Origin of the sequence: Parapedobacter indicus, from assembly GCF_900113765.1 — a bacterium.
GTDB classification, from domain to species: Bacteria; Bacteroidota; Bacteroidia; order Sphingobacteriales; family Sphingobacteriaceae; genus Parapedobacter; species Parapedobacter indicus.
Genome location: NZ_FOQO01000003.1, coordinates 67,752 through 85,919, shown reverse-complemented (window position 1 = coordinate 85,919; position 18,168 = coordinate 67,752). Strand labels below are relative to the sequence as shown.

General features: G+C 46.7%; 15 protein-coding genes and 1 pseudogene. 7 read left to right on the top strand and 9 right to left on the bottom strand.

Annotated features, from left to right (window positions below):
• Nucleotides 1-13: 13 nt before the first annotated feature.
• Nucleotides 14-517 carry a DinB family protein gene (locus BMZ56_RS07100; protein ID WP_090626243.1) on the bottom strand — a complete coding sequence of 168 codons (504 nt, stop codon included), beginning with the start codon at nucleotides 515-517 and terminating at the stop codon, nucleotides 14-16.
• A 98-nt stretch (nucleotides 518-615) separates the two neighbouring features.
• Between BMZ56_RS07100 and BMZ56_RS07095 the strand changes: the two genes are divergently transcribed.
• Together BMZ56_RS07095 and BMZ56_RS07090 are read left to right on the top strand one after the other, a co-directional pair.
• Nucleotides 616-1,332: a hypothetical protein gene (locus BMZ56_RS07095; protein ID WP_090625884.1), complete on the top strand. Its 717-nt coding sequence runs from the start codon at nucleotides 616-618 to the stop codon at nucleotides 1,330-1,332.
• A 74-nt stretch (nucleotides 1,333-1,406) separates the two neighbouring features.
• Nucleotides 1,407-2,000 carry a DedA family protein gene (locus tag BMZ56_RS07090; protein WP_090625883.1) on the top strand — a complete coding sequence of 198 codons (594 nt, stop codon included), beginning with the start codon at nucleotides 1,407-1,409 and terminating at the stop codon, nucleotides 1,998-2,000.
• Here the strand turns inward: BMZ56_RS07090 and BMZ56_RS07085 are convergent.
• Entirely contained in the window at nucleotides 1,975-2,529 is a 555-nt protein-coding gene (locus BMZ56_RS07085) for a lipocalin family protein (protein WP_090625882.1), read from the bottom strand. The two genes, BMZ56_RS07090 and BMZ56_RS07085, sit on opposite strands and share 26 nt — an antisense overlap.
• Nucleotides 2,530-2,566: 37 nt before the next feature.
• On the bottom strand, nucleotides 2,567-2,797 hold the full coding sequence (locus BMZ56_RS26145) for a GyrI-like domain-containing protein (RefSeq protein WP_218146494.1): 231 nt from the start codon (nucleotides 2,795-2,797) through the stop codon (nucleotides 2,567-2,569).
• A gap of 460 nt (nucleotides 2,798-3,257) precedes the next feature.
• Between BMZ56_RS26145 and BMZ56_RS07075 the strand changes: the two genes are divergently transcribed.
• Complete coding sequence (locus BMZ56_RS07075; RefSeq protein WP_090625880.1) at nucleotides 3,258-6,500, top strand: SusC/RagA family TonB-linked outer membrane protein; 3,243 nt, start codon at nucleotides 3,258-3,260, stop codon at nucleotides 6,498-6,500.
• Nucleotides 6,501-6,508: 8 nt separating this feature from the next.
• Nucleotides 6,509-8,278, top strand: a complete 1,770-nt coding sequence (locus BMZ56_RS07070; protein ID WP_245893125.1) for a RagB/SusD family nutrient uptake outer membrane protein — start codon at nucleotides 6,509-6,511, stop codon at nucleotides 8,276-8,278.
• 126 nt (nucleotides 8,279-8,404) lie between these two features.
• On the opposite strand, the gene BMZ56_RS07065 is transcribed toward BMZ56_RS07070, so the two are convergent.
• A complete protein-coding gene (locus BMZ56_RS07065) occupies nucleotides 8,405-8,983 on the bottom strand; it encodes a YdeI/OmpD-associated family protein (RefSeq protein WP_090625879.1) in 579 nt (192 codons plus the stop codon).
• Between the two features lie 348 nt (nucleotides 8,984-9,331).
• On the opposite strand from BMZ56_RS07065, the gene BMZ56_RS07060 reads away from it, so the two are divergent.
• The 3 genes and pseudogenes from BMZ56_RS07060 to BMZ56_RS07050 all read left to right on the top strand — a co-directional run.
• A complete protein-coding gene (locus BMZ56_RS07060) occupies nucleotides 9,332-10,693 on the top strand; it encodes a Gfo/Idh/MocA family protein (protein ID WP_090625878.1) in 1,362 nt (453 codons plus the stop codon).
• Between the two features lie 10 nt (nucleotides 10,694-10,703).
• Nucleotides 10,704-11,666, top strand: coding sequence for a sugar phosphate isomerase/epimerase family protein (locus BMZ56_RS07055; RefSeq protein WP_090625877.1), 963 nt, complete (start codon nucleotides 10,704-10,706; stop codon nucleotides 11,664-11,666).
• An 83-nt stretch (nucleotides 11,667-11,749) separates the two neighbouring features.
• Nucleotides 11,750-11,860: pseudogene (locus BMZ56_RS07050) on the top strand (DUF2200 family protein); the annotation flags it as partial.
• A 6-nt stretch (nucleotides 11,861-11,866) separates the two neighbouring features.
• Here the strand turns inward: BMZ56_RS07050 and BMZ56_RS07045 are convergent.
• The 5 genes from BMZ56_RS07045 to BMZ56_RS07025 form a co-directional block, all read right to left on the bottom strand.
• Nucleotides 11,867-12,760, bottom strand: coding sequence for an AraC family transcriptional regulator (locus BMZ56_RS07045; protein WP_090625876.1), 894 nt, complete (start codon nucleotides 12,758-12,760; stop codon nucleotides 11,867-11,869).
• Nucleotides 12,761-12,925: 165 nt separating this feature from the next.
• Nucleotides 12,926-13,924: a Gfo/Idh/MocA family protein gene (locus tag BMZ56_RS07040; protein ID WP_090625875.1), complete on the bottom strand. Its 999-nt coding sequence runs from the start codon at nucleotides 13,922-13,924 to the stop codon at nucleotides 12,926-12,928.
• An 11-nt stretch (nucleotides 13,925-13,935) separates the two neighbouring features.
• Entirely contained in the window at nucleotides 13,936-15,309 is a 1,374-nt protein-coding gene (locus BMZ56_RS07035) for a Gfo/Idh/MocA family protein (protein ID WP_090625874.1), read from the bottom strand.
• Between the two features lie 37 nt (nucleotides 15,310-15,346).
• Complete coding sequence (locus BMZ56_RS07030; RefSeq protein ID WP_090625873.1) at nucleotides 15,347-16,393, bottom strand: DUF6807 family protein; 1,047 nt, start codon at nucleotides 16,391-16,393, stop codon at nucleotides 15,347-15,349.
• 34 nt (nucleotides 16,394-16,427) lie between these two features.
• Entirely contained in the window at nucleotides 16,428-18,167 is a 1,740-nt protein-coding gene (locus tag BMZ56_RS07025) for a RagB/SusD family nutrient uptake outer membrane protein (protein ID WP_090625872.1), read from the bottom strand.
• Between the last annotated feature and the right edge of the window lies 1 nt (nucleotide 18,168).

Here is an 18,168-nt window from a genome sequence, read left to right as displayed (position 1 = left end):
TATCGGAAGTGTATCAACTGCCTATGCTTTCCTCGTAAGTTGGTCCGTAGAGGCCGGGTACTTTATTACCGGTAGCACGTAGGTAGACGATCATTTCGCCACGGTGGTGGTAAATATGGTTAAAGAGAAAGCTGCGCGCCACAACACCCCTGGGCAGGGGGCCAAGCACAGTACGATCGCCCACTTTCATGGTCCACGGTTCCTGTAAGGTTTCGTCGGTGATCGCGTTTAACGCTGCCCGTGCCTTTTCAACGTTTTTCTCAAAAAAATCAAGGGTTGCATTGATATCTTCGGGCTTTCCGCGTTCCAGACGATCGGCTGCCAAATCATAAACATCTTCGGTAAGCGTTCCCACATACCAATAATAAATGGTAGCAATATGCTGGGCCAGTTCACCCATTGTCCAGGAAACGGGGGAGGGTTTAAAATTGATGTCTTTTTCAGGCACAGCCTGCAATAATTTTCGGGTGCTGTTTACTTCGTATTCGAATTCAGCCATTAAGGATTGTACAATCATGATGCTTTTATTTCTATCCACTTAACGTTTACATGAATAGTTCTGCTAATTTAATCATTTTTTAATTTAACTTGCTTGACGATTTCAACGCATAACGGATGGAAAACGAGAATGATTTTTGGTTTCCCGGCCGCTGGGTAGGAGGTATTGCATTGGTAATAGCTCCGGTGCTTCTTCTCATCGGCGTGCTTCTACGCATTAGGTTTCCTTTTTTCTTTCCGGAGCAGCTGGCTGCGTATCAAAGCAACCCTTCCTTACTTTTTGCTTCATACAGTGCTTTTCTTGCGGGTAATATATTTTTATGGCCCGCTGTTATGACACTTGCGCGACTCATTGGTCTTAAGCGGCCAGGTTGGGCGATTTGGGGCGGTTCTTTTGTGATTTTCGGTCTTTTTGCTCGGACATTCCACGGCGGAATTGATCACCTGGCCTTTCAGTTGGTGAATGTGCAAGGGCTTGATTCAGCGGTAGCGGCGGTGTCTGAATCCTATGGCGCGTTTCATATCGTCTCGGTTCTTTCCGGCACCATTATGTTCGGTTGGGTTTTGCTCGCCATTGGCGCCTTCCTTTCGGGAACACTTGGTGCAGTCCGTGCCGTCGCTTTGGCGCTGATGGCAATACTGATGCTGGGTGTGCTTAAAGGAAGTACCGTTGTTTCCGTTATTGCCACGGCAGGACTCTGTGTTGCTATGTGTCCTTTGGGAATCAAGGTGTTAAGAGAAGGGGAAAGGCCTAGGCTTCGGGATATTCTCTTTTGGTCATCTGCGGTAATGCTGGTTGTCGTTCTACTGTTCTTTTTTGGGCAGGCGGGATAAATTAGCGAACAGGAGTCGACTAAAAGCATCAAATGGCTACCTTTGAGGGCAGATACCAACAATCAATTTAAGAGATGTTTGATGCGGAGGCGTTAATTCAATTCGGCGGTTTACTGCTCATTCTGTTTGCAATTTATGCACAGACCGGGCTCTTTTTCTGTTTTTTTCTTCCAAGCGGAGCGCTCCTTTTTATGGCGGGTGTATTGATTGCCAACGACTTGTTTGCGCATAGTTTTTCCATGTTATGTGTTTTTGGCGTCCTGGCGTCCTTATTGGGCAATATTACCGGATACGTTATCGGCTATAAAGCAGGTCCCCTTTTATACCGCAGGCCTGATTCCAAATTTTTCAAGAAGCAGCATTTGACAGCCGCAGAAAACTTTTATAACCAATACGGTGCGATGGCGCTATCTATTGGTGTATTTTTTCCGTTGATCCGTACGTTTGGGCCCATTGTTGCCGGTATCATTCAAGTGAAATTTAGTCGTGTGGTACTATTTGTTTTTTTAGGTTCAGTTGGCTGGATTCTTTCGTTTGCAGCCGCCGGTTACCTTATTGGCAGCATGCCATTTTTGCGCCCTTATCTCAATTATGTAGTTGCCGGCATCATCGTTCTCGTGACCGTGCCAATGGTCATTAAAATCATTCGGGGGATTGGAAGGAAGTAGTGTCATGCGCTACCCAGATAAGTTTTGAAATGTCGTACCCCACATTTTTGGCTTTGCTTAGGTAGTCTTGTTTAATATGATCGGGTATTTCGGGTGTCCTTGATAAAATCCAAAGGTACTTCAGACTTTCACCGGCCACCAATGCATACTGATAATCTTTATCGATCGCGATTACGTTATATCCGGAATAGAAGGGCCCAAAAAAAGAGACTTTCAGTGCGGCTGTCTGTTTGTCTTTTCTGAATTTTGCTTTCCCCCGGGCGGATTTCCATTGTCGTTTCACCATGTGAAAGCCACGATTAATGACATTCACCGTTCCGTCGTCGTTTAGGCTGTATTCAGCGGTTACATTGTTCAGGTTTTTCTCAAATCGATAATCAAAACGGGCAATCTCAAACCACTTGCCCAAATACCGATCAAGTTTAAAATTACCTATCGGTTTCGCTTTTTTAGGAATGCTGCCACACGAGGACAACAGGGCAGCGCCCAACAGTCCGGCACCGAGTAACCAATATGCTTTTTTATCCATCTTCTGTATAACAGTTATGAGCGACAATGGTTTTTTCCTATTTCACGGGTTCTCGCAAAATGGTTCTTAACTTTTCGGGTATGGTCTTCCTGAAGTCAGATAAATAGATCTCATGATGGATGCCGTTCTGTTCTAGTCCGTTGGTTTCTGAGAATTCAGCGATCCGAGCCAGCGATATTAGTTCTGCGGAAAAGGGACCCACATGCAGCATTTGTATAGATTTACCTTCGGCCATCCGGTAAAACTCAATCTGTTCAGCAAGTTTCAATTCTTCTTTATGCGTACGGATTCGATCCCACTTTTTACTTCCTTTTCGGTTGCGCCGTCTTGGCCGTGTAATACGATTTGTACAGCTTTGTTAGGTCTAATTTTTCCATGTCAACGTTCTATCTATTTGTTTCGCAGCAAAGTAAAGCCGAGCGGGTGACAATAAGGTATTAGCCGGGGGATACCTTGGCGCCGTCCCTATTTTGGCGAATCTCAATTAATATAAACTTTCCCGGCGGATAGCTGTTATTTATTCAGCTATCCGAACCCCGGGCTGGGCATTACCCGACCGGGCCTGGCAATAAAGCAGAATGGATTACTTACCATTTGCTACTGATTACTACCAAATTAAAACTACTAATTGAAAAATGTCGATATTTTTTATTGATGGTTATGCACGAATCGGAATACAGGCCGAGTAGTGCAACGCAAGCATATTTATAATCAATTTATCATTTACTATGAGAAGTTTGTTAAACAGATCTCGGTTAAACAGATCGGCACCGCGTCTTACTTTTTTTTTCGCTGCACTGGCGATAGGTTTCATGGGTGGTCTTTCTCCCGGTTTTGCTCAGGAAACTATCCGGGGCACCGTATTGGATGAAAATAGCCAGCCGCTGACAGGGGTTTCCATAACGGTACGGCCTGAGGATACACAGACGGTAACCGATGAAAGCGGAAATTTCCAGCTCGCTGCGTCAATTGGTGATACGCTGGAATTCGCCTTTTTAGGTTATGAAACAGCTATCCATGTTGTAGAAAATAACGATCCCATTGCGGAAACATTGGTACTGGCTGGGGCGACGGATTTGGAAGAGGTAGTCGTTGTCGGATACGGCACGCAGAAGAAATCAAATCTAACTGGTGCGGTATCTGCGGTGAACGCGCGGGAGCTAACGAAAATTTCGCCATCCAATTTATCGAATACCTTGGCAGGGAGAGCCCCGGGTGTCAATGTTACCAATACATCCGGGCTAAGTGGTGCAACGTCGCGGATCCGGATCCGAGGGGGATTCGGCGAACCGCTCTATGTGATCGACGGTGTCGTTCGTGATAAAGCTGCATTTGATGCGCTTGAAGCCTTCGAAGTGGATCAGATGAGTTTTTTGAAGGATGCAGCAACTGCTTCGATCTACGGTTCGAGGGCCGGAAATGGCGTAGTATTGGTTACTACGCGAAAAGGAACCCAGCAAAAGCCGACGTTTAATTTCCAGTCCAATTATACGCTGGGGCAGCCCACGATGACCTTACTTTCGGATCTGACCACGGCAACCGACGAGTTAATTTATCAGAATCGGGTAGCAACGTTCAATGGCACGCCATTACCCAATGGCGATGAAGAATTCGAGTACTTCCGTAACCGGAGTTATAATGTACACGATTTTATCTGGCGCAATCCGATCAGCCACCGGCAATCGCTGAGTGTAAACGGCGGATCGGAACGAATTACCTATTATTCCCTGTTAAGTTACCGCGGTGAGCAAGGGTCTTATAAATCGCTGGAGCACGGTAAGGTCAATTTGCGTAGCAACGTATCGGCGAAGATCAATGAAAGCATCTCCATTGATCTCAATCTTTCGGCTTACCAGCAAAATGGTGAACGGTTCTACTGGCCGTTTACAGGAGATGACGATTACAATGTTTCCGATCTCTATCGCGTTACCTTCAACTGGCCAAAGACCTATCCATTCTATACGGAAGCGGATGGTACACCGGCAAACTATGTAACAGACTATCCTGTACAGACGCCTATGGGAAGTTGGTTGGCCTGGAGTGTAATTGACCAGGTAATTGGTGATCGGTATATCAAAACGAGGGAGCGGCAGTTCAATCCCATTCTGTCGGTAAATATCAAGCTGGACAAAGTAACGCCGGGTCTGTCCACGAAAGTAGTGGGCAGTTACTTAGGTGAAGATTACATGCGGAAAAAATACCTGACGTTCCAAACCAACTACCAGTTCATCCCCGCCGATCCGGATGGAAACCGGTTTATTCCGGCTGCGCCCGACCCCAACCGGACCAATACATTTAACTTCAGTCAAAATCAACCGTTTCTAGACTATGAAATCCATACCAATTGGGCTTATCAATTCAATTGGTTCCTCAATTATACCCGCACATTCGGTGATCACGCCATCGATGCGTTAGCCGTTTACGAACAGGCTGAGGACGGCTTATTTGCCGCTTATGCGCGCGGAGAAAATCCAATTACCAATTACGATCAGATGTTTGCGTACCCAACGGATCGTCAGTTCCGGGAGGCAGATGGCTGGGAAGAAATCGGGTCAAGGCAATCGTTTATCGGCCGGGTAAATTACAATTATGACAACCGTTACATTGCGGAGTTTTCGTTCCGTTATGATGGCAACACCTTATTTCCCGAGCATCAACGGTGGGGTTTTTTCCCGTCGATTTCCGCAGCATGGCGGATTTCTGAAGAGGCCTTTTTCCAAAACACTGAAACAGCCATCAACGATCTGAAGCTTCGTGCTTCATACGGTACGACAGGTAACGATTTAATGATTAGCACAGACGATCGGATACCAGCTTTTTCCTATACCGAGCGTTACGTCAACTCAGGGGGGTATATGTTTGGAGACCGTTACTACGGCGCGATTGCACCCGGACCTACGCCCAGCCCGAACCTAACGTGGGCTACCTCTACCAGTTACAACGCCGGATTGGATGTGGGTGTATTTAACAGCAAGCTTACTGCTGCGCTCGACGTATTCCTGCGAAAAGAAACCAATATATTAGGACCTCGGCTGGTCTCTGTTCCAGACAACTACGGTCAGGAACTGGCGCCTGAAAATTATGCTGCGCGTTCGTGGCGGGGTGGAGAACTGACTATGCAATGGAACGATCAATTGGCCGCGAATAACGAAATCCGCTATGCAGTAAATGCCAATCTCGGCTATGCCAAGGACCGCTGGGATATCTACGACGAAAGCGCCGCATACGCTCCCGGAGGAAACCGGCATTTCGAGTCGCGTATCGGCATGCCACACGAGCGGATTATTGGACTGAAAGCATTGGGTATCATCCGCACACAAGAACAATTGGATGAGTTGCTGGCACAAGGCCTCACGCAATACGGGCGTGATCCTTACCTCGGCGGGCTTTATTTTGAAGATGTACGGGGAGATGGGTTTGCACCGGGACCCGACGGGAAAATAGACGGTAATGACATCCAGCTGTTATCTAAAAAAGCAACTCCACTGATGAACTATGGCTTCGGACTTGATGTTTATTATAAGAATTTTACGCTACAGGCTCACTTTCAGGGCGTGATGGGGTATGATCGCATCATCAGCAACCAAGAGGGTCCGGGTATGCGCCAGCACGGCGGAGCTATACGGCCCTATTATCCGATATGGGCATCAGACGATGTATGGACACCCGAAAATCCCGATGGAAAATATCCGCGGCCCATCGGACAGAATTGGTACGAATCGGGTACCGGCGCTTCGTCATTCTGGATACGGAACGGGGCGTATCTGCGGCTACGGACGCTGAATGTTGCCTATACGTTGCCCGAAAGTTGGATGTCTGCCCTGCATATCAATAATGCGCAACTTTTCTTCAACGGCACCAATTTGTTTTTCCTGTCGGCCATGCGCGAATTTCATGATCCCGAACAAGAGAATTACGATTCTTACCCGGTCATGAAGACCTTCACTTTTGGACTAGATGTTAGCTTTTAATGCATACGATGATGAAAAGAATAATTTATATACTGATGATAGGTGTAGGGGGATTGCTCGTCTCCTGCAATGACGTTTTGGATATCGAAGATTTAACGAGTTATGATCCCGAGCAGGTTTGGAACGACGCAAACCTGGCTAATGCGTACATGGCCAATATTTACGAGATGTTCGGCAATTGGAGCACGACGGCTGAGCAGCGTAGCGAGCAACTAATCGGGATTCACTTCTATCCCAATCGGATTACCATTTCAAATGACGAGTATAAGTCGTGGGATTATAACCGGATCCGGCTGATCAACCAGGCGATCAGGGATGTCAACGCCGGGTCGCTGGATCAATCCGTCAAGGATAACATCACTGGGCAGGCCTTATTTATGCGCGCATATGCTTACTTCCAGATGGTGATGTATCACGGCGGGGTACCCTATGTAACCGTACCGCAGGATCGATATGAAGATGACCTTTATGTGCCACGCAACTCGACGGCGGAATGTTTCGAATTTATCCTCGGTGACCTGGACGAGGCCATTGCAAAATTGCCGCAGCAGATCGAGAAGAGCGCTGCTGATTATGGAAAGATAGACGGAATGTTTGCTTTGGCCTTTAAAGCTAAAGTATGGTTGTACATGGCGTCTCCGCAGTTCCATCCTTCCAATCCCTGGGGCAATGCCCATTGGCAGACTGCTTATGAAGTCAATAAACAAGCGTACGACGCTTTGCTGACCAACGGGTATGCCTTGGCCGAAAATTATGAAGACATCGCATTGGTAGAGCGTGGCCCGGAAGTTGTTTTCGCCGTGATCAACGCCTATCCCAATAAAGTCGCTGTGTGGGACCACGGGGTGCGGCCTGGATCAGAAAGTCGCGGTGCGGCCAATGCCTGTCCTACATGGGAATATGTCAAAATGTTTCCGATGAAAGACGGGAAATTATTTGATGACCCGTCGGGCGACTATTACAAGACCGAAGATGAATTACTGCAAAGCTATTGGGAAAACCGGGACCCCCGTTTTGATAAATCGGTCGTTTGGAATGGTAAGCTGTATGAAGTATCTGGAAAAACCGGCCGTCGGCAATATACGGCGCTGGGTGTGGCCCATGAGCTGGATGATTTCGGAGTGAATCCGCGTGCAGGTGTTAATTCCACAAATCTTGATCGATACAGCGGCTTTTTTATCGTGAAGAACAGCTTATTACGGCTTACACAGGAAGAAGTGCAGCAATACGATGTAGACTTTGTATTGATGCGTTTTGCCGAAGTGATGCTGAACTATGCAGAGACAGCCAACGAAACGGGCCACTTGGATGAAGCGATGGCTATTTTGAAGCAAATCCGGCAACGGGCGGGCATTGAACCCGGTGCCGATGGCAATTACGGGATAGCTGCTTCTTCGAGAACCGAAATGCGTGAAGCAATTTTAGCGGAGCGGAACATCGAGTTCTGTTTTGAGGGGCACCGGTTCTGGGATTTAAGGCGGTTGCGTATGCTGGAGCGTTTGGATGGTACAACTAAACACGGGGTGGAAGCGATTGCTGTTAAAGCGGACGGTACGGAGATGTCAATCAACGAAGCGCGGACAAAGGCATCGGCTTATGAACTACAAGAAGACGATTTCAAATACAGCCTGTTACAGGTCCCGTTATCGGGTGTTCGCGTGAATTCGCTGCCGGAAACGTATTATTTCTTTCCGATTCAGGAAAGCGTCATTGACCGCAATCCCAAGATTGAGCAAAATAACAACTGGGGAGGTCCATTTAATCCTACCCTTGAATAGGAGGGCAGTAAAAGCGAAAGGCCCGGCGTTTTGGGGTAGCCGGACCTTTCTTATCAACCTAAACCTACATCATAAACGTAGGTGCTATCTGCTTATTGTCTGTGCATGGAAAAATATAACATCACATTAAAATTGTTTGGGTTTTAGATTCCGGCTTGCTAACGCGGCTATTTCATTGATTCGCTTTTCGCGCGTTTCCTCACGCTTGGCGAAGACAAGCCATTGCAGCATCGCTTTTCGGGTAGATTTACTCAGGCTGTCAAAATAATTTTTTGCGCCCTTATAATGCTTGAATGCGGCAATTAAATCTTTAGGGATTTTTAATGCTTCCACCTCATCCAGGCACGCCCAGGATCCATTTTCCTTAGCAGTTTTAATGCATTCGAGACCCATTGGTGTCATCAATCCGTTTTCGATTAATCGATCTACTTTTTCTTTGTTGATTTTTGACCAGGTGCTTGTTGGCTTCCGTCTGCTGAAAAATTGCACGGAGCTTTCTTCGTCCCGCCTCTTTTTAATGCTATCTATCCAGCCAAAGCATAGGGCTTCGTCCACGGCATCGCTCCAGGCTAAGGAAGGCTTGCCTGTACCTTTTTTATATTGAATCAGCCAAACACCTTGTTTTTTTGTGTGATTTTCGTGTAACCACTCCCTCCATTCCTGTCTGGTCGTGGCGTATAGGTAGTCGAGATCTGTTAGTGCCATCTGATTGTTTTAATTGCGGTAATTTTTTCCCTTAATGTTTCAGCAAAATTAACAGGAGCGTATGACAACCTTATGTCAGATGACCTGATTATGAGTCTATTATTGCTGAAAGATATTTTGTGGTCATTCTGGTAAATATGGCGATACCAAAGCTCAGCAACGTCCCTATTAATCCCGGCAATATTAAATTCTTGTCTTTCCCTTTTAATTATCTTTTACAAAGAGAGTGCTAAAAATATTAGTTCTTAAATTAAACAAAAAGTTTTTTTAAGTTTACGCAAGGTTTATTCCATTACATATTATCTTCGTATTTTTATTTTCTTTGAGAAAAGAATGAACCAATAGATTATGACAAACTTTAATCCGAATCGTAGAAAATTCATCCAAAGCGCCGGTGCTGTTTTAACATTATCGGCCCTGCAGGCCAAGGGATTAACATCTGCTCATACACGCAGCAACCTGCGGGTTGGTCTAATTGGAGCAGGGTGGTACGGAAAAGGCGATCTTTTCAAGCTCATTCAGGTCAGCGATGTGGACGTGGTTGCCGTGTGCGACGTTGACAAAAATCACCTGGAAGAAGCCGGTAAGTTAATCAGTGCGCGGCAGGCTTCAAAGAAGGTTCCGCAATTATATGGGGATTACCGGAAGATGCTGGCTGATCATCAATTTGATCTTATCCTCATCGGAACACCGGATCATTGGCACGCACGACAGGCGATTGATGCCATGGCGGCAGGTGCACATCTTTATTTACAAAAGCCCGTTAGCGTCGACGTAATTGAAGGAGAAGCCATACTTAGCGCTGCACGGAAATACAACAAGAAAGTGCAGATAGGCACGCAAAGGAGAAGCACGCCCCATCTGATTGATGCAAAGGAGCAGGTGATCGAGAAAGGTTTGCTCGGCAAGATATCGCACGTGGAGATGTGTTGCTACTATCATATGCGGAAAAATGGGAATCCGCCGGTGGAGCCTGTTCCCGACTTTCTGGATTATGAAATGTGGACCGGCCCTGCGCCCCTGCGCCCTTATGATGGATTGCCACATGGAAGCTGGTGGCGGACCTTTATGGAATATGGCAATGGAATTACCGGTGATATGTGCGTTCATATGTTCGATACGGTACGGTGGTTGTTGCAACTGAAATGGCCGAAGCGGATCAGTGCAACTGGTGGGATTTATGTTCAAAAAGGCGGCAAATCAACTATTGCCGACACGCAGATCGCTGTTTTTGAATACGATGAACTGAACTGTATCTGGCAGCATCGTACTTGGGGAAACCCGGCCGATCCTGAATACCCGTGGGCTTTTATTATTTATGGCGACAAAGGTACCCTCAAAGGAAGCGTCATGAAGTATGAGTTTATTCCAACCGGTAAAGGCAATCGCATTGCGAAAGATGTGATTTATGAAAAAGAAGAATTTCCGGAAGACTTAAACGAGGCAAGAATAGAGCTGCATACGGCACCGGCTACGCGGCGGCACATGCAGAATCTGCTATCAGCCATTGAAAATGACCATTTACCCGTTGCCGATATCGAAGAAGGGCACATATCAACTGCCAGTTGCATATTAGCCAATCTTTCCATGCAGTTGAACAGGCCTCTTCGCTATGACCCGCAGAAAAAAATGTGCATTGAAGACCCGGAAGCAACCACATTGCTGCGGAGACCTTATCGGAAGCCTTGGCAACATCCTTATATAAGATAATGGCTAACTCATGATGAAAAACGAAATGTCACGCCGTGAAATGCTGCGCAATTCAAGTATAGCACTTGCCACCGGCGGGCTCACCGGGGCGATGTCTCTCTCTGCGACGGGAAAACAAACCTTACATGCTCCGAATCAGCATACCAGTCCGTGCCGGGTAAGTCTCAACACCTCCACTATCCGCGGCTATCAACTTCCCGTCGAACAGCAGATTGACCTTTGTGCCGAAGCGGGCTTTGATGGAATAGAACTATGGGTAAGTGATGTGGAAGCCTTTATTAAACAGGGTGGAACGGCCGAGGATCTTCGTCGGCGGATCCGTGAACACGGACTGGTATTGGAAAACATGATCTCTTTTTCGACCTGGATAGCCGATGACCCTGCACAACGAACAGCAGGGGTAAAAAAGATGCGTCAGGACATGGAGTTAACGGCGCGCTTGGGTGGGGCATATATTGCGGCCCCCGTTCAGGGAGTGCCTGCCATTGTAAAGCAAAAATTGCCCGAATACAGTGAACGTTATTGCGTTATCCTCGAGGAAGGTGTTCAAGCAAATGTTACGCCCATTTTGGAATTGTGGGGCGGAGGAGCGTTGCACCGGCTCGACGATACCGCAGCCATCGCGATAGGCGCGGCCCATCCAAATGCTTCCCTATTGTTGGACTTTTACCATCTGTATAGAGGCGGCAATTCTTTTGATTCACTCCGACTGCTAAACGGTGGTGTTTTGCCGGTATTCCATATCAACGACTATCCTGCATCCATCCCACGTGAGGCGCTGGAAGATGCTGATCGGGTATTTCCCGGTGACGGTTGTTGTCCATTTGATAAAATTATGCCAATTCTGTCTGCAATAGGTTTCCGCGGAGCGTTTTCCATCGAACTTTTTAATAAAGCCTACTGGGAGTCAATGGATGTAATGACACTATTAAAGCGCAGTTTTGAAAAAACAGCCGCTATACTTCACGTTTAGGTAAATTTAACATCTAAATACACGAAAATGAGAGATAACACAAAAAGAGTATATAAAATGTCTTTTGCGAGTGTGCATCCACATTCCGTGTAGAAGAAATCGAAGATCAATTGATGCAGGAGACTCGTTATTTAGATAAGTTAATTGACGAATTGGCCAAAGGAAAGGCGATGGAAAAAATTCTGAGGGTATAAGCGTCGTCATTTTGCAAATCCTAAAGCGGTTATCTGCTCGAATTCCCCTTTTCGGTCCTTTAGTATACTTGGGGGCAATCCTGTGTATTTTTTTACGACACTACTCAAGTATTGGGGTGAGGAGAAATTAAACTGGTAAGCGACATTTGAAACAGTGATATCAGGATTCTGTTTGAGCAATTGAATGGCTCTTTGAATTCTTTTACGCTGGATATAGTCACCCGGTGTGAATCCGGTTTGTTCCCTAAAAAGGTTCTTAAACCGCGATTCAGAAAGGCAGCACAAATCGGCAAGAACCGATATCGTAATGGGGGTTGATATATGTTTATCAATATATTGGAGTACTTGTGTCAGCCGCTCATCGACGACCGAATGCTTCCTCTGAATGCAATCCAAAAGAAGCAATAAAAAGCGCTTTGTAAGCGTTCTGATCCTAATTACCCCCAATTTATTGCGGGCCGACTTTCGATATACACAAAAAATTTCTTCAAGGATTTGCTTCATCTCTTTCGTCCCTGTGAAGTGGCGTTCGTTTCGGCGAATAAGTTCGTTGCAAAGGTATACGATCTCGTTTCCATTTTCTTGATTTGACTGTGAGGATACTTCAGAGAGGTCAATAATAAGCCAATATAGTCGGCCTTTACCTTCCGGGAAGCCCCCGGAGCCGTGTACTTCGCCAGGAAAATGAAGAATTGCCTCCCCTCCCTTCACCAGATACCGCTCGCCGCCAACGCAAAACCATTGGCTTCCTTTGTCGTAGTAACAAATCTCAATCCGATTATGATGAATGTGTTCTTCGAGGCTTTTTTCGGCTTTGTTATAATTATACCTTCCCAGTTTTACTAGTTCCGGATAGTAATCCCGGCTGAAACTGATAATCCTTCGTGCATGATTTTTCATGATTTCAATTTGCTGAACTTAATTAATGATTTGAGCGTTCTCTTCATCTCCTACTTATGTATCTGCACTTTTCTTTTCATAACAAAGGACGTTAAAAGTCCACCTCCTCAACGTAAACTTGTTAAAGATAGTCATTTAGACGTATCTTTGCAACGAACCTAGGCGCTAGATGGCGGCAAGCGCAATTGGGTTGCCTCCTTGCTGTTTACTTTTTTCGGCAGCTTCCATAAACGCAATAATTTCCAATGTTTCTTCCGTGGCAACAGGTGGGGTTTTCGTTATGAAGAATCTGATAATTTCTTCCAATAATGCGTTATAGCCGTCTACCTTGTTCAAATGCTGAATTCCGTTTTCAGTAAAAACCATTCCACCATAACCACCTGCCCCTTCTCGGATTCCACGAAAAGTACCGATCCTATCGTCGTTCCAAACACCAACCACATATTCCGTGTTTTGCGTGAAGGTCCGTTGCACGGATTTGCAGCCTGTACCCATCAATGTGAACAGGATTTCCACTCCGTGTATCCCATACCAAAAAAGATCCGGATGATGCGCCTCCAGGTGTGCCGGGCTATATGCGTCTACGCCAAGCACACGACCTGAACTTCCATTTCGTATCGCATAGGCGTCATCCATGAACCTCAACGACGACGAAGAGAATAGGGGCGTACTCCGCTGTTTAGCCGCTGCTGCAATTTCTCTGGCGTCACGCAAGGATGCGGTAAAGGGTTTGTCTACAAAAACGGGCAATCCGGCCTCCAAAACTGGCAATACTTGTTCGCGGTGTTTGTTTCCGTCTATCGTGGTCAATATGATATAATCAACCATTCCAATCAGATCGGCTATGGAGTTTACGATTTCCACGCCATGACTTCTCACTTCCTCGGTAAATGCGGGAATGCGGTTTTTCCATTCCACTATATTGTCCGTGCCTTTGGGATAGGCAGCCACAACCCGATAATTATCATACCGCCCGCTGGTATCCGTGTTCAGTGAATTAACAAATGCCGTACTATGGCCCGTATCAAGGCCAATCATTCCAATCCGTTTCCCGGCGTTTGCGCGCTGCTCATTAGCGCCTAAAATCGTTGTGGGGCTCAACAGACCAGCGCCGATTCCGGTGACCAGCGTGTTTTTTATGAATTTTCTTCGGTTAAATCTCATGTTAATTGGATTTACAGGTATTTAGAAGGGAATTTCCATGGTTTTCGGTACTCTGGGATCGCCATCCGTCTAGCCTCCCGGTCGCCAACAATTTGTTCTTTGACCGGATCAAACGTTATCGATCGACCCAATTGCATGGATAATATACTTAAATTGATAGCCACGTCGATTTTCGTGTGATAATCTACGTTGCATAACGGCTGCTGCCCTGATTTAATGCTATCCAACCATTCCAGTTCTTGCCCGGGAGAAGAGGGGATGGTAGGGGAGGGTTCGGTTTTACCATTCATTCGGTCTCCCTCGGGGATGAGTATATGTGAGCTATAATCGGTAATTAATGTTCCATTGCTGCCATGAAAGTATATGCCGAGCTTCCTACCGGTACCGGTTTCATAGCCAGCCCCCTCTTTTTTGAGGCCTTGAAACGCCCAGCCATGGCTATTCGTGGACGAATGCATCCACGACATGGTGAGTGAGGGGTACTTCCAAAGCACTTCATGGTTGTCGTATGCATCCCCGTCATCATCAATGAAATACCTGCCTCCCATCGCGCTGACTTCGGTAGGATAGCCCAGATTCAATGCCCAGATAGGTAGATCGATGATGTGTGGCGCCATGCCTGGCGTCCATCCTGCACTGAAATCCATCCAGAAACAGTGATAAAATGCATCCTTAACCAAGTTGGGGTTAAAAGGTTGCATCCTTGCGGGCCCTACCCATTTATCCCAGTCCAACCCACGCGGAACCTGGGTCGTATTATTCCCTTTTCCAATTCCATTTGGCGCTTCATTCAGCACAAAAAAACTACGTACCGTTCCAATGTCTCCCAAATTGCCTGAACGGACCAATTCCACCATTCTTCGGTAATGATCGCTGGCGTGTATTTGCGTGCCGATTTGACAGATCACACGGTGCTTTCGGATCGCGTTTCTCACAGCCAGACTTTCTCCGAGATGCATGGTCATGGGTTTTTGCAAGTATATATGCAGTCCCGCTTCCGCGGCCTCTATCGCCTGTAACGCGTGCCAGTGCGCCGGTGTAGCAATGATCACCGCATCCAATCCGGGATGAGCAAGTAAGTCCCGGTAATCGGTGTACCCTGTGCAGGTCTGTTTATGGCGCGCTACAATTGGGTCCAATCGCTCGTCCCATACGTCACAAGCAGCGGTCAGGACCACATTATCCCTTTGAAGACAAGCTTTTAGGTTTTCTTTGCCTAGGGAGCCGCAACCGATGATTCCCAGGTTGATTTTATCCGAAGGAGCCGATTTTCCTTTGCCCCACGCGGTAGATGGTATGATGTACGGCGCGGCTACAGAAAGAAGCGCAGCGCTTTTGACGAAGGACCTTCTGCCCACCCGGAATTTTTCATTCTTATTTTCCATATTGATAACTTTTTAACGTGTACATTCGTTGAATTTTTTAATTGTCTGTCAGTAGATCCAATACCGTTTTATCACGGTGATATGCGTCCCACCAATCTTTGAGTACCGACGGTTCTGGCTCACCACCCTTAAATATAATCAGCCGATAACGGAGATCTAGCGGCTTACCGCGTTGAAGGGCAAAGCGGGTTCCCCGGGTTGGAAAGGTGGGCTGCACCCATGCAAGATCCGGATATTCCTGCCAGCTTCCCGGATATTCGGGGTTGGTGGGATGTTGGAGCACCGCGAGTCCCGATGCGGTAGTTGCCCCTTCAAATACGCCTGTAAAAGTCGACCAGGCTCTCCTTGTGGAAGAACCCGGCTCGTCCGTATAATAATCAATGGATTGGTTTTCGGGTGTTTGCATCCGGATATTTAAGCCGCCGTAGCTATCGGTGTTGCGCGTTGCTAGGGTGATGCTGTCTTTAAGTGCAACAAACCGGAATGCCAGATCAATGATCCGTATCTGCTCCTGTGCTTTATGAACCTTCATGGTAGCTGTTTCCAATACAATCGGTTCTTTGTCGTCCCATTTCCACTCATTTTCCGCAGTGATCAGGGCATAATCTGCTCCACCTTTTAGATCAAGGTTGCCGGTAGGCCGGGCGAAAACCGTTTGAAGCGCATATAAATCTCCCTTCTTTGATCCGAATTCAACTTCGGGCCACGCCCAGAAAATACCTCGGTGATGCGGATGTGCACCTGCCGGCCAATCCCTGGTGAGCATCTCGCCCTGGAGACCGTAAAGCGGGTGGATGTAGTCGCTTCTCGGTACGGCATAAAGCGCTGTGGTGACAAACGTGTCTCGATCCCGTCGGGTGTAATCTTCAGGTTTGGCTCCTTCCAGGTGGATTACATCTTTTTCATAAATGGTTTGGTAGTTAAATTGCAGAACGGTGTCATCGCCTTCCTTCACTACAACCTGTCCGGTTACAGGGTCTTTTTCTGCCGTGAGCTGCTGCTTTGAAGGATTTGGTGATTGGCAACCTGCATACGTGAATGCGAATACTCCGAATAACACGTAGCGGTATAAACATGATTTCATAACTTTTATTTTTGGTGATTCTTTTTTCTTGCCACTACCAGCCTGGATTTTGTGTCAACGATGGATTGAGCACTAATTCTTCTGTAGAAATGGGATTCAGGTAATCTCTTGCCGGGTCGAATCCGAAACCGCTTGGTAGGATATCTCTATACTCGTCAAAATACCCGTTGGTAAGCCGGAAATCTGTAACGCTTAGATCCGGATAATCGGTAGCATTGAATTTCGCACCCAACGGCCTTTTCCCGATGATCAGTTGTTCCGCTGCCGCCCATCTGGCAATGTCGTCCCATCGAAACCCCTCAAGTACAAGTTCGATGCGCCGTTCCCTACGAATTTCATTGATAACCGGCGGAAGTTCCGGGAAAAGCCAATTTGGATCTTGCGTAATATTGGCGAGAATCAGTGGTGGCATACCTACCCGTTTCTTTAACAGATTGACGGATTTATTCAAATCGTCCTGTGTAATGGTGTTCAGTTCGGCCTTCGCCTCAGCAAAATTGAGCAGCGCTTCGGCATATCGCATAATGATCCATCCGCTGTATCCAACCGCAAGGGTTTCCGAAGTATTATGGTGTACGGGGTCGTAGTTTAGCGTTTTTGAAACTTGATAACCGGTAGTATTCTTTGTATGCGCTGGGTTATCAACCGTTGGTCTTGTAAACCGAGTTGTATCGCCGCCAACCACCTGCAAAGGAGCTCCTGGGAGAAAAATGGTTTGCTGCAGTCTGGGATCTCTATTTTCTGCGACCGAAATAAGATTCCCATCTCCATTATACAATGGGTTTATCGAGCCGTCTGATAAAATAATGGGACGGCCATCGTTGCATAAGTAAGAGTCGATTAGTGATTTAGTCAGTCCAATACCACCCCCATTTCCCCGTGCTATCTGAAATTGCCGTGAATGACCCAAGCTCAATGCCAAATCGTATTTTTTCCATAAAAGAACCTCCGGATGGCTGGAATAGTCGGTTTCCCCAAAAAAGAAATATGCTTTATCTTCCTCTCCTGGCGTATAGACCGAATAGGTTTCTAAATTCATTAACTCTTCAGCCGCTTCTACGGCCAACCGCAGGAACTTTTCGGGTTCGGCGTTGGCTACGCCGAACGGCGTACCCTGATGGTATTTTTCCCATGTTCCCTCATATAAGCATATCCTTGATTTAAACAAAAGCGCAATCTCCTTGTTCAAGCGTGTCCTGTCATGGCTAATACCTGCTGTCATCAACGCTATCGATTGATCGAGGTCGCTGACAATCAAATCAACGATCTCATTTCTGGGTATTCTACGCCCATACAATTCCGGTGAATCGCTGTTCAACGTCTGATCTATCCAGGGAAGATCACCATATGCCTTCAAGTTTGAGAAATAAAAGAAGGCTCGGAAAAAATAAGCCTCTCCTACAAAGTGTTTGTAGGACTCAAACGGCTCTTCCACCTTTTCATAGTTTTCCAGAAAATAATTGACATTTCTGATTTCCGTATAGTTCCAACCCCCTGTGGCCGGCACTACCCGGCTTCCTCTCAATCGGGCATCAGCCTCAACCGGAACCACATCGTCCGTTGAAAGATCCGATGCAAACACCAGCTGAAGCCTGTCAGAGCCGGATATCGGGAAGGCACTCGGATAAAATTGATTTATATAAAGTTCCAGATCCTTGGTTGTTTTCCAAAAATCCACACTTGAAATTTCGTCCAGCGGATAGCGGTTTAGGTAGTCTTCACTGCATCCCCACAGCAAGACACAGGATATGATGATAAAAAATAGACGTTTCATA